Annotated in this window: 14 protein-coding genes and 2 pseudogenes; 9 read left to right on the top strand and 7 right to left on the bottom strand. The window is 59.3% G+C overall.

Going from position 1 to position 15381, the window contains the following annotated elements:
• Positions 1-238: 238 nt before the first annotated feature.
• From ASD12_RS13560 to ASD12_RS13550, 3 genes are read left to right on the top strand one after another with little or no spacing between them, the layout of a single operon-like run.
• Positions 239-1477, top strand: a complete 1239-nt coding sequence (locus tag ASD12_RS13560) for an efflux RND transporter periplasmic adaptor subunit (protein WP_156398592.1) — start codon at positions 239-241, stop codon at positions 1475-1477.
• A complete protein-coding gene (locus ASD12_RS13555) occupies positions 1474-2703 on the top strand; it encodes an FtsX-like permease family protein (protein ID WP_056586384.1) in 1230 nt (409 codons plus the stop codon). Before ASD12_RS13560 ends, ASD12_RS13555 begins: the two co-directional genes overlap by 4 nt.
• The gene (locus ASD12_RS13550) at positions 2696-3403 is read left to right on the top strand and encodes an ABC transporter ATP-binding protein (RefSeq protein ID WP_056586381.1); all 708 of its coding nucleotides are present in this window, start codon (positions 2696-2698) and stop codon (positions 3401-3403) included. The genes ASD12_RS13555 and ASD12_RS13550 overlap by 8 nt, the downstream gene beginning before the upstream one ends.
• Positions 3404-3500: 97 nt before the next feature.
• On the opposite strand, the gene ASD12_RS13545 is transcribed toward ASD12_RS13550, so the two are convergent.
• Positions 3501-3926 carry a L,D-transpeptidase gene (locus ASD12_RS13545; protein ID WP_056586378.1) on the bottom strand — a complete coding sequence of 142 codons (426 nt, stop codon included), beginning with the start codon at positions 3924-3926 and terminating at the stop codon, positions 3501-3503.
• A gap of 578 nt (positions 3927-4504) precedes the next feature.
• On the opposite strand from ASD12_RS13545, the pseudogene ASD12_RS35740 reads away from it, so the two are divergent.
• Positions 4505-4849: pseudogene (locus tag ASD12_RS35740) on the top strand (glycosyltransferase); the annotation flags it as partial.
• The gene (locus tag ASD12_RS33105) at positions 4832-5590 is read left to right on the top strand and encodes a glycosyltransferase (RefSeq protein WP_280139556.1); all 759 of its coding nucleotides are present in this window, start codon (positions 4832-4834) and stop codon (positions 5588-5590) included. The pseudogene ASD12_RS35740 and the gene ASD12_RS33105, both read left to right, overlap by 18 nt.
• A gap of 787 nt (positions 5591-6377) precedes the next feature.
• On the opposite strand, the gene ASD12_RS13525 is transcribed toward ASD12_RS33105, so the two are convergent.
• From ASD12_RS13525 to ASD12_RS13515, 4 genes and pseudogenes are all read right to left on the bottom strand, one after another.
• Positions 6378-6806: a universal stress protein gene (locus ASD12_RS13525; protein ID WP_056586366.1), complete on the bottom strand. Its 429-nt coding sequence runs from the start codon at positions 6804-6806 to the stop codon at positions 6378-6380.
• Positions 6807-6930: 124 nt separating this feature from the next.
• Positions 6931-7683 carry an SDR family NAD(P)-dependent oxidoreductase gene (locus tag ASD12_RS13520; RefSeq protein ID WP_056586363.1) on the bottom strand — a complete coding sequence of 251 codons (753 nt, stop codon included), beginning with the start codon at positions 7681-7683 and terminating at the stop codon, positions 6931-6933.
• Positions 7684-7935: 252 nt separating this feature from the next.
• Positions 7936-8188, bottom strand: a pseudogene (locus tag ASD12_RS35285) (alcohol dehydrogenase catalytic domain-containing protein); the annotation flags it as partial.
• 29 nt (positions 8189-8217) lie between these two features.
• The gene (locus ASD12_RS13515) at positions 8218-8865 is read right to left on the bottom strand and encodes a BON domain-containing protein (RefSeq protein ID WP_056586359.1); all 648 of its coding nucleotides are present in this window, start codon (positions 8863-8865) and stop codon (positions 8218-8220) included.
• 273 nt (positions 8866-9138) lie between these two features.
• On the opposite strand from ASD12_RS13515, the gene ASD12_RS34120 reads away from it, so the two are divergent.
• The 4 genes from ASD12_RS34120 to ASD12_RS13500 all read left to right on the top strand — a co-directional run bounded on the left by ASD12_RS34120 (position 9139) and on the right by ASD12_RS13500 (position 11884).
• Positions 9139-9312, top strand: a complete 174-nt coding sequence (locus ASD12_RS34120; RefSeq protein WP_156389082.1) for a hypothetical protein — start codon at positions 9139-9141, stop codon at positions 9310-9312.
• 142 nt (positions 9313-9454) lie between these two features.
• Positions 9455-10732: an MFS transporter gene (locus ASD12_RS13510; protein ID WP_082525412.1), complete on the top strand. Its 1278-nt coding sequence runs from the start codon at positions 9455-9457 to the stop codon at positions 10730-10732.
• A gap of 113 nt (positions 10733-10845) precedes the next feature.
• Positions 10846-11313, top strand: a complete 468-nt coding sequence (locus ASD12_RS13505) for a host attachment protein (protein WP_056586355.1) — start codon at positions 10846-10848, stop codon at positions 11311-11313.
• Positions 11314-11437: 124 nt separating this feature from the next.
• On the top strand, positions 11438-11884 hold the full coding sequence (locus tag ASD12_RS13500; RefSeq protein ID WP_056586351.1) for a pyridoxamine 5'-phosphate oxidase family protein: 447 nt from the start codon (positions 11438-11440) through the stop codon (positions 11882-11884).
• Positions 11885-11988: 104 nt separating this feature from the next.
• Here the strand turns inward: ASD12_RS13500 and ASD12_RS13495 are convergent, their stop codons facing one another.
• Together ASD12_RS13495 and ppsA are read right to left on the bottom strand one after the other, a co-directional pair.
• Positions 11989-12681: a CBS domain-containing protein gene (locus ASD12_RS13495; RefSeq protein WP_056586348.1), complete on the bottom strand. Its 693-nt coding sequence runs from the start codon at positions 12679-12681 to the stop codon at positions 11989-11991.
• Entirely contained in the window at positions 12678-15095 is a 2418-nt protein-coding gene (gene ppsA, locus ASD12_RS13490; protein ID WP_056586345.1) for a phosphoenolpyruvate synthase, read from the bottom strand. Before ppsA ends, ASD12_RS13495 begins: the two co-directional genes overlap by 4 nt.
• Between the last annotated feature and the right edge of the window lie 286 nt (positions 15096-15381).

Genomic DNA, 15381 nt, shown 5'->3' with positions numbered 1-15381 from the left:
GCTGTTTCCGAGCAAGTCCCATCTAAGCGCGATGGGCGCAGCCGCGCTTTGAGGCGGATCAAACCGGCCGCACGTTTCGTGTTACTCTCGCCGCGGCAAAAACGTCACCCAGACGCCGACAGTCGCAGGCAGAATTGATCTGGCACAAGGTGACCGGCGTGGCGCCCCCATAATGAATTCTGAGATTTCAGTCTTCGAGGCCGCCATGCTGCAGACCAACACCGATTTGCGTCCCGAGATGTCACACAAGCCGAACATATCGGCGGCCAGACATTTCGTCTGGCTTCACAAATGGTTGCTTGGCGGGCTGGTCCTGCTGGCAGTCGCCCTTGCTCTGGCGCTGGCCCGCTGGCTGGTCGGTCCTGAAGTCGTCGTCTATCCTGTGATCCGTGGCGACCTCCTAAGAACCGTCGTGGCAAGTGGCCACGTCGAGACACCCTACCGCGTCAATATTGGAAGCCAGGTTACCGGTACGGTTGAAGATGTGCTCGTCGAAGAAGGGCAAGCGGTCAATCAAGGTCAGCCGCTCATTGTGCTCGAGTCGAGCGAATTGAAGTCCGCGGTCGTTGAAGCGCAGGGCGCAGCTGAACAGGCGGAGGCCCGGATGCGGCAGATGCGCGAGTTCACGTTGCCGGCAGCGCAGGAGGCGCTGAAGCAGGCGCAGGCGACGCTGGTCAATGCCCAAGCCGCCTATCAAAGAGCTGAGCAACTTTCCAAGACAGGTTTCGGCACACGCGAGTCGCTGGACGCGGCAACCAGGGATCTCGATGTCGCGCGCACCCAGGTCCGCACGGCCGAGCTCGGAGTCTATACCGCCCAGCCTGGTGGCAGCGACTACGTGATGGCACAGACCCAGCTTAACCAAGCGCGGGCCAATATCGTCACGGCGCAAGCGCGCCTTGGCTATGCCACCATCACCGCGCCGCGAGGCGGAACCCTCATCACACGCAATGTCGAACGGGGCGCCGTGGTTCAGCCCGCAAATGTGCTCCTCGTGCTCGCGCCCGCCGGTGATATCCAGCTGGTGCTTCAGATCGATGAGAAGAACCTGGGGTTGCTTCGGGTGGGTCAGGACGCATTGGTTTCAGCGGACGCCTATCCCGACCAGCGCTTCAATGCCCAGGTGTCCTACATCAACCCATCGGTCGACATCACACGTGCATCGGTGGAGGTGAAACTCACCGCCGCGTCCCCGCCAACCTATCTGCGCCAGGACATGACCGTCTCGGTGGATGTCGAGATCGACGAGCGCGCATCGACCCTGATCGTTCCGGCGCGAGTGGTGCATGATCCCACATCCGCTTCACCTTGGGTTCTTGTCGTCCGCGACGGCCGGCCGCGCGAACAGCCGGTTCGAACCGGCCTGCGCACGAGTGACCGGATAGAGGTCCTAGACGGACTTTCGCAGGGAGAACTCGTTGTTCCCGTCGCCGCCGGCGTCAGGGCTGGCCAGCGCATCAGGCCGGTGGCATCATGAAGCCCTGGCTGACATTTGCGTGGATCGCGGCACTCCGGTTCCTCGCTGAAGGACGAATGCAATCGGGATTCATCCTCAGCGGCATCGCCATCGGCGTCGGTGTGATCGTGTTCATGTCGGCCATGCTGACGAGCGTCCAGACCAATTTCACCAACCGTGTGCTCACCTCGCAGCCACAGATCCAGCTTCTGGCACCACAGGAGGTCGCCCGGCCGCTGAGATTGCACGATGATGGAGTAATCGAGGCCGCAATCGTTCAGCAACCGACGCAACGCATCCTCTCCATCGATCAGTGGCAAACGATCCTCGCCACGATGAGGGCGCGACCGGATGTGGTGATCGCATCGCCTACCGTGTCGGGTTCCGCGCTTGCGGTGCGCGGCGACGCCAGCCGCAGTGTCGGCATCTTTGGAATGGAGCCGGACAGCTATTTCCGCATAGTGCGTGTGCCGGACTATATCGTCGCCGGCAATTCAGACCTTGGCTCCGACGACATTCTCGTCGGCCTCGAACTCGCCAAGGATATCGGCGCCACGATCGGTGACAAGGTCAACGTAGCCACCGCCGCGGGCGGCAGCCGAACCCTGACAATCAGAGGGATATTCGATCTCGGCAACAAGGGTGCGAACGAGCGCAACGCGTATGTGGCACTTCGGACAGCTCAAAGCCTGCTCGGCCTGCTTGGCGGCGTGACGACAATCGATCTCACCGTCACCGACGTCTATGCGGCGGAGACCATCGCACAGGACATTCAGGCGACGCTGCCGGTAGAGGCCGACAGCTGGATCAAGACCAACGCCCAATTCTTCACCGCGATCCGCGCCCAGAACCTCTCCAGTGCGCTGATCCGCATCTTTGTCGGGCTCTCGGTGGCATTCGGCATTGCGGCCGTGCTGGTGGTGTCCGTGCTTCAGCGGTCCAAGGACATCGGCATTCTTCGCGCCATGGGATGCGGACGCGGACAGATACTGAGGGTCTTCCTGATCCAGGGCGGCGTCCTCGGATTCGTCGGCTCGCTTGCCGGATCAGCCATTGGTGCAGCCGCTCTCATGGTGTGGCATCGCTATGCACGCCAGGCCGACGGCTCCGAACTGTTCCCGCTTTATATCGAGCCAAGCCTGTTCGTATCTTCGGCGGCACTTGCGACGATTACGGGGGTGATCGCCGGCATCGTGCCGGCGCTGCGCGCCGCGAGCCTTGATCCGGTGGATGCCATCCATGGCTGATCTGCTTGCTCTCGAGGGCATTCGCAAATCGTACAATGTAGGCACCCCGGTCGAGACCGAAGTGCTACACGGCATAGACGTCACCATACGACCGGGCGAGTTCGTGGCGCTGATGGGGCCTTCCGGATCGGGCAAAAGCACGCTGCTCAACATCATTGGGCTGCTCGATCGCCCGACCTCCGGCCGGCTGTCGATCCACGGCGAGGACACGACACAGCTGTCGGAAGCGTCCTTGACCAGCCTGCGTGGCCATACGATCGGCTTCGTGTTCCAGTACCATTATCTGATCTCCGCCTTCACCGCACGGGAGAACGTGATGATGCCGATGCTGGTGGACCATGGCCGGCCAGACGCCGCGATGGAACAGCGCGCCGACGAACTGCTGGATTGGGTCGACCTCGGTAAGTGGCGCAACAATCGAGCATTGAACATGTCGGGCGGTCAGCAGCAACGCGTAGCCATCGCACGTGCGTTGGCGATGGATCCTGCGCTGCTGCTCGCCGATGAACCGACCGGCAATCTCGACACCGTCTCGGCCGATGCCGTCTTCGATTTGATGCGGCGCTTCAACACGGAGCGTGGGACGACCTTCCTTATCGTCACCCACAATCACGATCTCGCTGGCCGTTGCGACCGCATCATCCAGGTCGTCGACGGCAGGATTACGCAAGACCAGGATCGTCGGGTGAAGGCCAAATGAGACCAAGGCACAGAGCACGCGATACGTACGGTGAGATGACAATTGGCTGTCGTGGGATTTTGCATGCCTCGTAACCACCCGCCCGCCACAAATGGTCTTATGGCCTGATGGTTATTTCGGCCGCGCCCTTGCCATACAGTCTGACCAGTTCGAAGAGGCGACGCGCATTAGCGGGGTGAAGCCGCACGCAACCGTGAGATACGGGACGCCCAAGTTTGCCGATCTCGTTCGTGCCGTGGATGGCATATCCGCCGCGAAAGAAAATCGAATATGGCATCGGCGATAAATCATACCGCGTTGAAAACCACATCCGCTCAAGCCTTACCGGGTGAAAGAGCCCGATTGGCGTCCGGTAGCCTCGCCGCGCCGTGGAGACAAGCCAGCTGTAGCGATTTTCGCCGCCCACTTCGACCATCATTCTTTGCTCTGAAAGGTCGATCAGAACTTCGACTTTTGCGGCAAATGCATCCGTAGCGGGGAAAAATCCAAACAACAGGGCCGCGAGGGCAAACCTAATGCGCAATGTCTTTCCTCTGCAGAAGACGACACAATCATGGAACTCTCTTCTTATTGATTTTCCTGCGCGAACGATTTGATCTACATCACGGCCATGTTCAGAGGCCCGTTTGCACTGAACTTGGGAACGCTATGCCAGCTTCGTTTCGATTGACGTCGGCTAGTACCGTGGCACTGCGAACGCCTCCCTGTCAGTTGTCGAGGTGGTCTGGGGATGCCTGGCTGAGCAACACCCCGTAAGAATGTGGCGTGTCGGCTAGGATGCAACCTCGCCTTTGACTCTTATGGGGATGTCGGCGTGTTGAGTACCCATTGGCCAATAAACCCTGCGGAGTAGCCCCTCTTCGTCGTCGATGATCCAAGCTCGTCCATATGATGCCGATCAATGCGGCGATGGATCAGCAGCGCTAGGTGGATCGGTGACAAATCTCCCGGGGACTGCGGCTTCGATGAATATATTGATGCTCACGAATACCTTCACCCCTTATATTGGCGGCGTAGCCAATAGTGTCACTTGGCTTGCCGAAAATCTGCGGGCGGCCGGCCATCGGGTTCTGATCATCGCGCCCGAGTCGCTTCGGAGGCAGCGATTTCTCGGTGCCGATCCCGCTCAGTCGCTCGCTCGACGAGGCCTTGGGCGTCTTCCAACCCGACATCGTGCATTCCCATCACCCATTCCTTCTGGGCGACACGGCTCTTCGCGTATCGGCCACGCGCGACCTGCCGATCGTATACACGTACCATACCCGGTACGAACTCTATGGGCATTACGTTGCGCAGGATTCGCCAGCTCTCAAACGGCTCGTTCTTAGCCTGGCTCTCGGCTATTGCGATCTTTGTGACGCCGTCATCGCGCCAAGCCAAAGCATGGCGCAGTTTCTCACAGAACATGGCGTCAAGACACCTGTAACCGTGGTGCCCACAGGAATTGATGCTACCCGGTTCGACCGTGGCGACGGCAAGCGCCTGCGGTCTGCCAGCGGGATTCCGAGCGATGCCTTTGTTGTTGGTCACGTCGGGCGCCTGGCGCCTGAGAAAAATCTCGAATACCTGACTGAAGCCGTGAAACAATTCCTGACCTCTCACGCAGGTGCTCATTTCCTTGTTGTGGGCTGCGGAGAGACAATGGCGCACATCCAGGACACTTTGACCGGAGCAGGCTTAGGCAGCCGGGTCCATCTGGTGGGCGCGTTTACGGGGACAGAACTTGCCGACGCATATGCGGCAATGGATGTCTTTGCATTCTCCTCGCATTCCGAAACGCAAGGCCTCGTCCTCGTCGAGGCGATGGCGGCTGGTATCCCCGTTGTAGCGCTGGACGCCCCTGGTGCTCGTGAGGTTGTGACCGACAGCCGCAACGGACGGCTCCTTCCAGCCAACTCGCCCGCCGATCATTTTGCGCATGCGCTCCATTGGGTGGTCGGTCGCAGTGTCGCCGAACGAAAGACGCTACGAGAAGCGGCAATCCAGACGTCGAAGCGCTTTTCCAACGATGCAACCACAAAAATGGCGTTGACCCTTTATGCATCCGTGCTGAAGGCGCACAGGGCAGCGAGAGCGAGCAAAGACAACAACTGGCAGGCCGCAAAGCGCGGCCTTGGCGAGGAATACAAAATTCTTCGAAACCTCGCGCACGCGATCGGTGAGGCTGTCCTGACATCGGCGTCGTAATGGCGGACGCTGCATTCATAAGCAAATGAGCACTCCGTTGCATCGTGAAAAGCCTGATCAGGAACGGCGGTCCCGCAGGATAATGCGCGCTTGTCGCGATGCGGCCACAAGCATCGGTGCAGAGGTGATCCTGAGAGTGTGGTCTGCCTTATGGCGAAAGAATGCCGAGCAGATTCTACTCCTCGACCGGCTGTTGGCAGAAGGGGCCCCAGTGCTGGCTCTGTTTTGGCATGGCAAATACTTCCCCCTGTTTGCTCTGGCTGAGGGGCGCCACGCGACAGTTTTCGTTGGTCAGTCATTTCGGGGAGAAGTCATCGCTCGGCACATTCTCATAGGGGTGACGCTTGCAAATTTATGGCTGAACACCTCTCGACAACAAAATTCGGGGTGATTGCAGTGGACGGACCACTGGGCCCTTGTCACGAGGTGAAGCCAGGCACGGTCCGATTGGCGTCGCAACTTCAGTTCTTGATCGTTCCGGTCTAAGTTGCGAGTGATCCCAAATGCGTCATGGCGAGCCGATGGGACCAGCGAGAATTGCCTCACCCGCTTGCGACCGTAGGGCATGTCCGTCGGTGAGCCAATGTGGATACCAAAGGGGCTCGATAGGAAAGGACTGTTGGAATGGTCCGTTTTGATACGAACCAGACTGGAAGCCGTTGATGCGGACGCCGAAGCGCGAACTCTCCGCCGTCGGCCTTCGGGGGCGAAGAGTGGCACAGGCTGATAGACGTACGTTGCGCTTATTGGCGCGAAAGTACCGCTCGTCACCTGCATCAAACCGTGGTCAAGGAACCATGATGACGACGCATGGAGCGAGGGTCGCTACCTTCTGCGACACGCTTCCGAGGAGCAATCCCGCAAGGCGTCCCTGGCCTCGTCGACCTATCACGATTGCATCGGCCTGCTCTCGTCGAGCCGTTTCGATGATCACCTCCGCAGGATCACCCCACCCAATTTGCACACGGACATCCGGGACACCGGCCCCCTCTGCTCGCTCCTTGGCCTGACGCAACGCCTGGTTCGAGAGTTCTTCAAGCGCATCGGCGGCATTTCCCTCGGCGCGTGCAAGCTGCCTCACCTCGTCGCCGGAAACATTTCCGCCAACGGTCAGGATGGACAAGCGACTTCCCGTAACCCGAGCCAGCTCTGCCGCCACCTCAGTCGCGCGACGGGCTCCCGTCGAACCATCCGTGGCAAGCAATATGCGCCGCATCGCGCTCCTCCATTCAAAAACAGACCTCGGCACTAAATCGCTAATTCAGGCAGCATGCCTCTCGATTGCATCGAGCAGTTTGCACGTGCTGTCTTGATTTTGGGTCAATCAGTCAGCGCCTAAGTCATTTGGCTGTGTACCCACCGTCCACGAGATGGTAGCTGCCGGTGATGAAGCTGGCATTGGTGGACAACAGGAAGCACGTCAGTGCCGAGACTTCCTCAGGTGTCCCCAGGCGGCCTACTGGATGCAAGGCCGCCAGCTGCCCGATCGTTTCGGCATCCAGGTTCTTCGTCAGCAATGGTGTATCGATGAAGCCGGGCCCAACGGCGTTGATACGAATGTTGTGGCCGGCATATTCCATGGCGGCTGTCTTCGTCAGCCCGATGAGCGCATGCTTGGTCGAGACATAGGCACAGGCATTCTCCCAACCAACGGAGCCGAGAATGGACGACATGTTGATGATCGCGCCTCCGCCGGATTTCAGCATCGCGGCTATTTCATATTTCAGACCGTAGAAGACGCCATTGAGATTGACGTCGATGATTTTCTGCCAGTCCTCAAGGGGATAATTGGCCGTCGTCTCGCTTGGCCCGCCGATGCCGGCATTGTTCACGGCGAACTGGAGCCCGCCAAAAATCTCGACTGCGAACACCACCATCTGCTCGACCGAGCGCGGATCTGCGACATCGACCCGACAGGCACGCGCATTGCCAAGCGTCGAAGCGATTTTGGTCACCGTTGTTTCTGCAGCCACCATATCTATGTCGGCGGCAACGACATGCGCACCGCGTGCCGCCAGTTCAATGGCGATTGCCGCGCCGATGCCTGATCCAGCCCCGGTCACGATCGCGGTCTTCCCTTCGAAATCTCTCATCACGTCACTCCATTGCGTGCCACTCTAGCGGCATGCGCAAAATGACGACTTGATCGTCGTCAAAACTGCGGCCGCAGGGAACGCCAATGGCCCCAAAGCGATCCCAGGAGATTTTCCACTTGCGAAAGTAGCGGTAAGCCGCTTGGCAAGCGTCTAAACAGAATCTCGCAATGCCGGTGATACATTCAGCACGCATGCTTTCGTGCGTCGAACAGCGCGCTCATACTGCGATCGTGCGCGTGGTGCGGCAGTGCCTTCACCAACCAAATCAATGATGCCAAGAATGTCATGACCGGGGTCGAGCGGCAGTTCCGATGAAGCAGATCACTGTCGACGACGTGCAGATTGGTCCGGCAGACAGCGCATGCCTCGACGTTCAACCTAATCTTGCCTACCCTGGAATTGGATCGAGACTGTCGATCACATTCAAAGGAGTTGTGATCATTTCGAGCACCATCGCTTTAACGACACCTGCCAAGCTTCCCAAAAAAAGGGGAGCAGACATGATCCGCCTCGCTCTAACGTCCAAACACATCAGGCGATCATAATGCGGTCATCGACCATATGGACCCCAGGCGCGGCCCAGGCGGCCCTCACTGTCGCACTCCGCTCGGCCCAGGTGTGTACCTTGCCATCGAGCGTGACCTTGCCGTCGGACACCTTGACTTCTATTGCCTTGGCTTCAACTTCGGCGTTGCGTTTCAATGCGTCTTCGATGCGCTTTTTTACATCCGACACTGACGCGCGGGGCCTTACCTCAATGTTGTTGTAGACGCCAAGCACGCCAGCCAGATACCTTATGGCGGCGAACGCTGCGACCCTCTGGTACTGCCAGTCCACCTTGCCAGTGAGTGTCACCCAGCCATTCTGGACCTTGACCTGCACCGCTCCGTCGGGAACCACCGTGTTCCAGCTGATTGTATGCAGAGCACGCCTAGCGATCTCGTCATCAGCGGTTACATTGGCGCCGAAGGGCCGCACTTCGATTTCCTGGGCGAGACCTTTTACGCCCTTGACAGAGAGTGTCGCATTTTCCGCTGCGGCCTTCTGCCCAAAGGTCGAGACATGGCCAGTCAGTGTGACCACACCGTTGTCGACGGCGACGCCGATGTCGGCCGCATCGATGCTGGGCTCGAACTCCAACTCATCGATAATGTTCTGTCGCAAGATATTGTCGTTCATGTTGCACCTCCACCAGCGGGTCGCACCCACTCACTTGACAATGTCAAAATGCAGAAAGGAGCGGCCGCCGCTTTGATGAGGATCAAAAGGGCAATGTGTTTCCAAATCGGAAAATCGATGGAACGCGAATGAACTCCTCAACTGGTAAATTCTGGACGCTCGCGACAATCTGTATCCGCGCCGTCTTACCGCGATACGCGTCAAACACGATTCTTCTGCCTGCTCGGACTCTTTGCGAGGCAGTTCAGATGCCGCGGGTGCAAAGATTTCCTTTTGACCCGCATCAAAGCTGCCGGCCCGGTCTTCCTGTTCATTGCCTCCCATCAGAGCCTTCAAATTGGGGAGAGCATCATGACTACGGTCGGCATCCACATTCCTGTTCGGAAAGTCGCGACCACGCCAACAGAACTTCGACTGGGTTCCCTGACCGCATTGGTGATTGGTTGAAGCATCCCTAGCGGGAACCCTGGATGTGGACTGGCGCCATCAGCGCGCTGTGAAGGGATTGGTTCAATGATGAATCTGCAACGTCGAAAACGACCTGGAATGGTGGTGGTTGCGACAAGATCTATCTGCTGACAGGGAAGGCATGGAACACTTCGAGACGTCAGAGAATGCCCCCACCCGCCTTCGGACCATCCCTGCAGGGATCTGGGCATTGGGCTTCGTCTCGCTGTTGATGGACGTCTCGTCGGAGATGATCCATGCTCTACTGCCGATCTACCTCGTGACCATCATGGGGGCATCGATGGTGACGGTCGGGGCTATCGAAGGCGTTGCTGAAGCGACGGCCGCCATCACCAAGGTCTTCTCCGGTGCGCTGTCTGATTGGCTGGGAAAGCGCAAGCTGCTGGCCGTCATCGGTTACGGCCTCGCCGCCGTCACGAAGCCGGTTTTCCCGCTGGCTTCGTCAGTCGGCTGGGTTATGGCGGCGCGCTTTGTCGACCGGATCGGTAAGGGAATCCGCGACGCACCCCGTGACGCTCTGATTGCAGATATTGCTCCGCCCGACTTGCGAGGCGCCAGTTTCGGTCTTCGTCAGTCGCTCGACACGGTTGGCGCATTCGTCGGGCCGCTGCTGGCGATTGGCTTCATGTGGCTGACCTCCAATCAGTTTCGGATCGTGTTCTGGGTCGCGATCCTACCTGGCGCGCTGGCGGTGGCCTTGCTGCTCGTTGTGGTCCAAGAGCCAGCGCGACCTGCAGGTCTGCGCGAGGTGCGCGCGCCCTTGAGTCTGCCTGAGTTGCGGAGCCTTGGCTCTTCCTTCTGGCTCGTCGTTTGCGTCGCCACGGTGTTCACTCTGGCCAGATTCAGCGAGGCCTTTCTCATACTGCGCGCGCAAGCAATGGGCTTGCCGATCGTTCTCATTCCCCTGGTCCTCGTGGTCATGAACGTGATCTACTCACTCGCGGCTTATCCGGCGGGCGCGCTCTCCGATCGAGTCAATCGCCTGACAATGCTAATTCTCGGCTTTTTGATTCTGATTGCTGCGGACCTTGTCCTGGCGCGCCCGGGAAACCTTGCCGGTGTCGCGCTCGGCGTCGCTCTCTGGGGCCTCCATCTTGGGTTTACACAAGGGCTTCTGGCAACGCTGGTCGCCGATACGGCGCCGCCGGAACTGAGAGGCACAGCCTTCGGAATGTTCAATCTGTCGGGCGGGCTCGCACTGCTAGGGGCCAGCCTGCTGGCAGGCACGCTCTGGGAGACTTTTGGGCCGCAAATGACCTTCCTGGCGGGCGCGGGTTTCACCACGCTGGCGCTCCTTGGTCTTGGCCTGGTTCGTTGGCATTTTCCAACCCTTGGGCGCGATCAGAAGACTGAGACCGAAGAAGGCGCAATGTCCAGTCAATCCGAAACCCGGCCCTAACGCACGTTATCCGATGAACCAATTTGGCGGCGATAAAGTCGCATTGACACGGATCAAGGCCGAATTGCTTGACCGGTGTATAATTCAAAACAAATGGTTGGAACGAGGCTATCATGAAATCGCGGAGGATTTGGGTTCTGGTCGCAGATGGAGCACGAGCGCGAATTCTGCGCGATGTCCTGTCGACTGGGAAGACGCCTGACAAACAAGAGGATCTGGTGTTCCATTCGGAACCACGGCAATTGCGCGAGATCATGGCCGACAAGCCGGGTCGCAGCTTCGCTTCGACAGGGGCGCGACGATCGGCGATGGAATATCATTCCGAGCCTGTGCGCGAGCAGGACCGGGCCTTTGCTGCGATGCTGGCTCACACCTTGCACAGTCATCATGTTGCCGGAGATTTCGACCAGCTCGTGGTCGCTGCGGCTCCCCAGATGTTAGGCGACCTTCGCCAAGCCTTTCCGGAGAGTCTTCTTAAGATCACGACGGCGGAAATAGCCAAGGATTTCACCAAGCTGCCGTCACATGAGCTTCGGGACGCGATCCGGAAGCTCGAGATCAAGCACCTGTCCGTGGATTGACGACCAGTGGCTAGCAGGCTTCTCGTCGTCCACCGAGTTCGCCCTATTCTCTCCGCGGATCGATCTGGCAACCGACTGTGCCTATGCGAATTCCAAGCTTCTTGACCCTACCGGGTGATAGACGATGTTGATACGCACCCTAAGTGTGGCCGAATGTGCAAAGGTGCTGGCCGGGCACAATTTGGCCCGCTTGGCCTGCGCCAAGGACGGGCGCCCCTATGTAGTTCCCATCTATTACGCGTACGCGGATGAAGTACTTTATGCCTTCTCCATTCCGGGCAAGAAGATCGACTGGATGCGTGCCAATCCGCATGTGTCGGTGCTCGTCGAAAGTCCGCGACAAAGAGGTCAGTGGAAGAGCGTCATCGCGGACGGACGCTATGAGGAGCTGCCCGAGAGGATTGGGCACAAGCGGGAGCGGGATCATGCTTGGTCGTTGCTCAGCACTCATTCGAATTGGTGGGAGCCGGGCGCCCTGAAGCCGGCCACGCCTCCCTTGGCCGACGATGCTCGGCACATATTCTTTCGTATAGTTCTCGATGAGGTTTCGGGGCGCGAAGCGAAGGAGTAACGAGCGGGCGGCCAAGGGCGTAATTGGGGCCTTCGCCGGCGCCATAATCTTCGGCAGCGTTGTCAGGATACTGGAGACGGCTTTTATTGCGCCCCGAGGGACACTCACGTATCGCCCGCTGAAGGGGTGACAACGCGGATGTTGTCTACCACGCGGACAGCGCCCGACGTGTTTTCGGCTGCGACGCGTATCGCTGCGCGCACATTTTCATCCGCGACCGTGCCATTGAGATGGACAACACCGTCGTGAACGACGACGTCGATCGCGACGTCAAGCATCCAGGCCTTGTTTTCAACTTCCTCCATAATGCGCTTGCGGATTTCCAAGTCGCTGACGACCGATAAAGGGATTTCACCAGCATGGCGCGACAGCGCCGACAATAGGTTGGAGCGGCTGACGATGCCGATCACTTTGCCATCGCTGACGACCGGCAGCCGCTTGATGCCACGCTTTTCCATCAGGTCGACGATCTCGCTGACCGGCGCATCCGGGCCAACGCTTGCGACGTCGCGGCTCATGACGTGCTCGACCTCCCGTCCATGCTCCTGAGCATACTCCTGCGCCAGCTGGCTCCTACTCAGCCAGATTTCGAGCCATTTTGGGCGGTGACGCGCGGTTCCGATCTCCTCCCTACGCAACAGGTCGCGCTCGGTAACAATGCCCAGCAGCTTGCCTTGTGCGTTGACGACCGGCAGGCCGCTGATGCGATGCTCAAGCATGACGCGCGCGGCATGTTCTATCGTTGTGTCGGGACGGACGGTCGTCGCCCCCATGGTCATGATGTCGCTGGCTCTCATTGTCTTACCTCACTGTTTTTGGCCGCCGCTTCCGCCATGGCGACCTTGCGCTTCACCGCGATGAAGCTGTCGGGACTGACCGAGATCGAGTCGATGCCGCAGTCGACGAGGAATGTCGCGAATTCGGGATGATCGCTTGGCGCTTGCCCACACAGGCCAATCTTGGCGCCGGACTTGCGGGCCGCACTGATGACGCTTGAGATCATCCATTTGACCGCGGCATCCTGTTCGTCGAACAGGCTCGCGAGCTCGGCAGAGTCCCGATCGACGCCAAGAGTAAGCTGCGTAAGGTCGTTCGATCCGATCGAGAAGCCATCGAAGCGTTTTGCGAATTCCGCCGCGAGAATGACGTTTGACGGGATTTCGCACATGACGAAAACCTCCAGGCCATCTTCACCGCGCCTCAGTCCGTTCGCTGCCATGGCCTCGAGCACCTGGTCGGCCTCATGCGTCGACCGGCAAAACGGGATCATCACGATGACGTTCCGAAATCCCATTTCGTTCCGCAGCCGGCGGATGGCTCGGCACTCCAGCGCGAAGCCCTCTCGGTAACGTGGGGAGTAGTAGCGGGACGCGCCTCGGAACCCGACCATCGGGTTTTCCTCCTTTGGCTCGAACTGCGCGCCACCGATCAGCCCAGCATATTCATTGGTCTTGAAATCGCTCATGCGCACGATGACGGGCTTCGGGTAAAGCGCCGCCGCAATGCGCGACAGCCCGCGCGCCAGCCGGTCGACAAAATAGTCCGTCTTGTCCGCATAGCCGACCGTCAATTCCGCAATCTCGCGCTTGGCACCCTCGTCCTTGAGCTGCTCATAGTGCACCAGCGCCATCGGATGGACGCGGATGTGGTTGCTCACCACGAACTCCATGCGTGCGAGACCTACGCCGTCTGCAGGAAGACGCCACCAGTGCAGCGCGGCGGCCGGATTTGCCAGATTGAGCATAATCTGGGTGTGCGTTTCTGGAAGGTTGGTCATGTCGACCATTTCCGTTTCGAAGTCGGCCGTCCCTTCGTAGACAAACCCCTGGTCACCTTCGGCGCAGGACACCGTTACCACCTGCTCGCCATGCAGCAATTCGGTCGCGTTGCCGGCACCGACGATTGCTGGCAAGCCGAGTTCGCGACTGACGATGGCGGCATGTGATGTGCGCCCGCCGTGATCGGTGACGATCGCCACTGCCCGCTTCATGATCGGTACCCAGTCCGGATCGGTGGTTCCGGTGACGAGGATTGCACCGTCGACGAAGTTGGCGATATCGCGGGCATTTTCGATCAAGCAGACGCGGCCTGCGACGACCGCATCGCCGATAGCAAGGCCAGTAATGAGCTTCCTGCCCTTTCGCGTGATCGTGTAAGACCTGAATGCTGCCACTTCGCGACGGGACTGGACTGTCTCTGGCCGCGCCTGGACGATGAAGGTCTCGCCTGTCTCGCCGTCCTTTGCCCATTCCATGTCCATCGGACAGCCGTAATGGGCCTCGATCGCAGTAGCCCATCTGGCAAGCACCAGGATATCCTGATCCTCAAGCACGAAAGCCGTGCGCTCGATCTTCGAGGTTGGCACGTTGCGGGTTGGCTTCTCGCCGGTGGCGTAGATCATCTTCTGCGCCTTGCCGCCGCACTTCTTGCCGATGATGGGGACAAGAGCGGGAGCGGAGAGCAGGGGCTTGAAGACTTGATATTCGTCGGGATCGACGGCGCCCTGCACAACATTTTCGCCCAGCCCCCAGGCGGCGTCGATGACGACCACATCCTTGAAGCCGGTTTCCGTGTCGATCGAGAACATGACGCCCGATCCGCCAAGATCCGAACGGACCATCTGCTGCACGCCGATTGAAAGGGCGACGCTCATGTGGTCGAAGCCTTTTGCCTGGCGATAGCTGATGGCTCGATCGGTAAAGAGCGAGGCGTAGCAGCGGCGGCATGCCACCAATAGCGCCTTGTCGCCGCGAATGTTCAAGAAGGTTTCCTGCTGGCCGGCGAAGCTCGCGTCGGGCAGATCCTCGGCGGTCGCGCTCGAACGCACGGCGACATCGACCTCTGCTTTTCCAATGCGCTGGCAAAGCTCGCGATAGGCGGTAGTGATTGCGGTCGCGGTTTCCTCGGGCCAATCACCATGCAGAAACAATTCCCGAATCGCCCGGCCTGTTTCCGCAAGAGAAGCCTTACCTGCACCCAGTGCGCCAAGCAGCTCTTGGATGCGCCCCTTTAGCCGGTTCGCTTGTATGAAATCCCAGTAGGCATCAGCCGTGGTCGCAAAACCAGGCGGGACACGAATGCCTTTTGGCGCCAGAGCCTGCACCATCTCGCCGAGCGAAGCATTCTTGCCACCGACACGGCCGACATCACCGCGTCCGATCTCTTCAAATCGGACTGCTAGCTTGTCGGCTCGTGAAGACCGCCCACTCATTCGACTCTCCTCTGACGTTGTTGTCAGTCTGCCAACTTCGCGGTCAGAAGCTTTGATCCCAGTCAAGAATTTCAAAGAGGGGCGTCCGTCCGAATGCCCTTGTCGATCTACTGCCATCGGTATGTCGGCATGGACAGCGCGCCGCACTGGCCAGCAACCGGTCTATGTCATGCGTCGGCCATGGCGAGTTCGGAGCGAGCGCCTCGCGGGTTTCGTTCTCGTCGGGTTGGAGTGACTGCTCCAGCAGCGCCACCGCGGAGATGACCATGCCGCTGGTTCAGGCACC

This window comes from Mesorhizobium sp. Root102, assembly GCF_001425625.1.
Classification (GTDB): domain Bacteria; phylum Pseudomonadota; class Alphaproteobacteria; order Rhizobiales; family Rhizobiaceae; genus Mesorhizobium.
This window is presented reverse-complemented; position numbering and strand designations above follow the sequence as displayed.

What these genes read in the sequence shown, in the direction of transcription:
- ASD12_RS13555 (WP_056586384.1), top strand. Translation starts at nt 1,474, where the DNA reads ATGAAGCCCTGGCTGACATTTGCGTGGATCGCGGCACTCCGGTTCCTC.
- ppsA (WP_056586345.1), bottom strand. Translation starts at nt 15,095, where the DNA reads ATGAGTGGGCGGTCTTCACGAGCCGACAAGCTAGCAGTCCGATTTGAA.
- ASD12_RS13505 (WP_056586355.1), top strand. Translation starts at nt 10,846, where the DNA reads ATGAAATCGCGGAGGATTTGGGTTCTGGTCGCAGATGGAGCACGAGCG.
- ASD12_RS13550 (WP_056586381.1), top strand. Translation starts at nt 2,696, where the DNA reads ATGGCTGATCTGCTTGCTCTCGAGGGCATTCGCAAATCGTACAATGTA.
- ASD12_RS13560 (WP_156398592.1), top strand. Translation starts at nt 239, where the DNA reads ATGTCACACAAGCCGAACATATCGGCGGCCAGACATTTCGTCTGGCTT.
- ASD12_RS13495 (WP_056586348.1), bottom strand. Translation starts at nt 12,681, where the DNA reads ATGAGAGCCAGCGACATCATGACCATGGGGGCGACGACCGTCCGTCCC.
- ASD12_RS13525 (WP_056586366.1), bottom strand. Translation starts at nt 6,806, where the DNA reads ATGCGGCGCATATTGCTTGCCACGGATGGTTCGACGGGAGCCCGTCGC.
- ASD12_RS13515 (WP_056586359.1), bottom strand. Translation starts at nt 8,865, where the DNA reads ATGAACGACAATATCTTGCGACAGAACATTATCGATGAGTTGGAGTTC.
- ASD12_RS13500 (WP_056586351.1), top strand. Translation starts at nt 11,438, where the DNA reads ATGTTGATACGCACCCTAAGTGTGGCCGAATGTGCAAAGGTGCTGGCC.
- ASD12_RS13510 (WP_082525412.1), top strand. Translation starts at nt 9,455, where the DNA reads ATGGAACACTTCGAGACGTCAGAGAATGCCCCCACCCGCCTTCGGACC.
- ASD12_RS13520 (WP_056586363.1), bottom strand. Translation starts at nt 7,683, where the DNA reads ATGAGAGATTTCGAAGGGAAGACCGCGATCGTGACCGGGGCTGGATCA.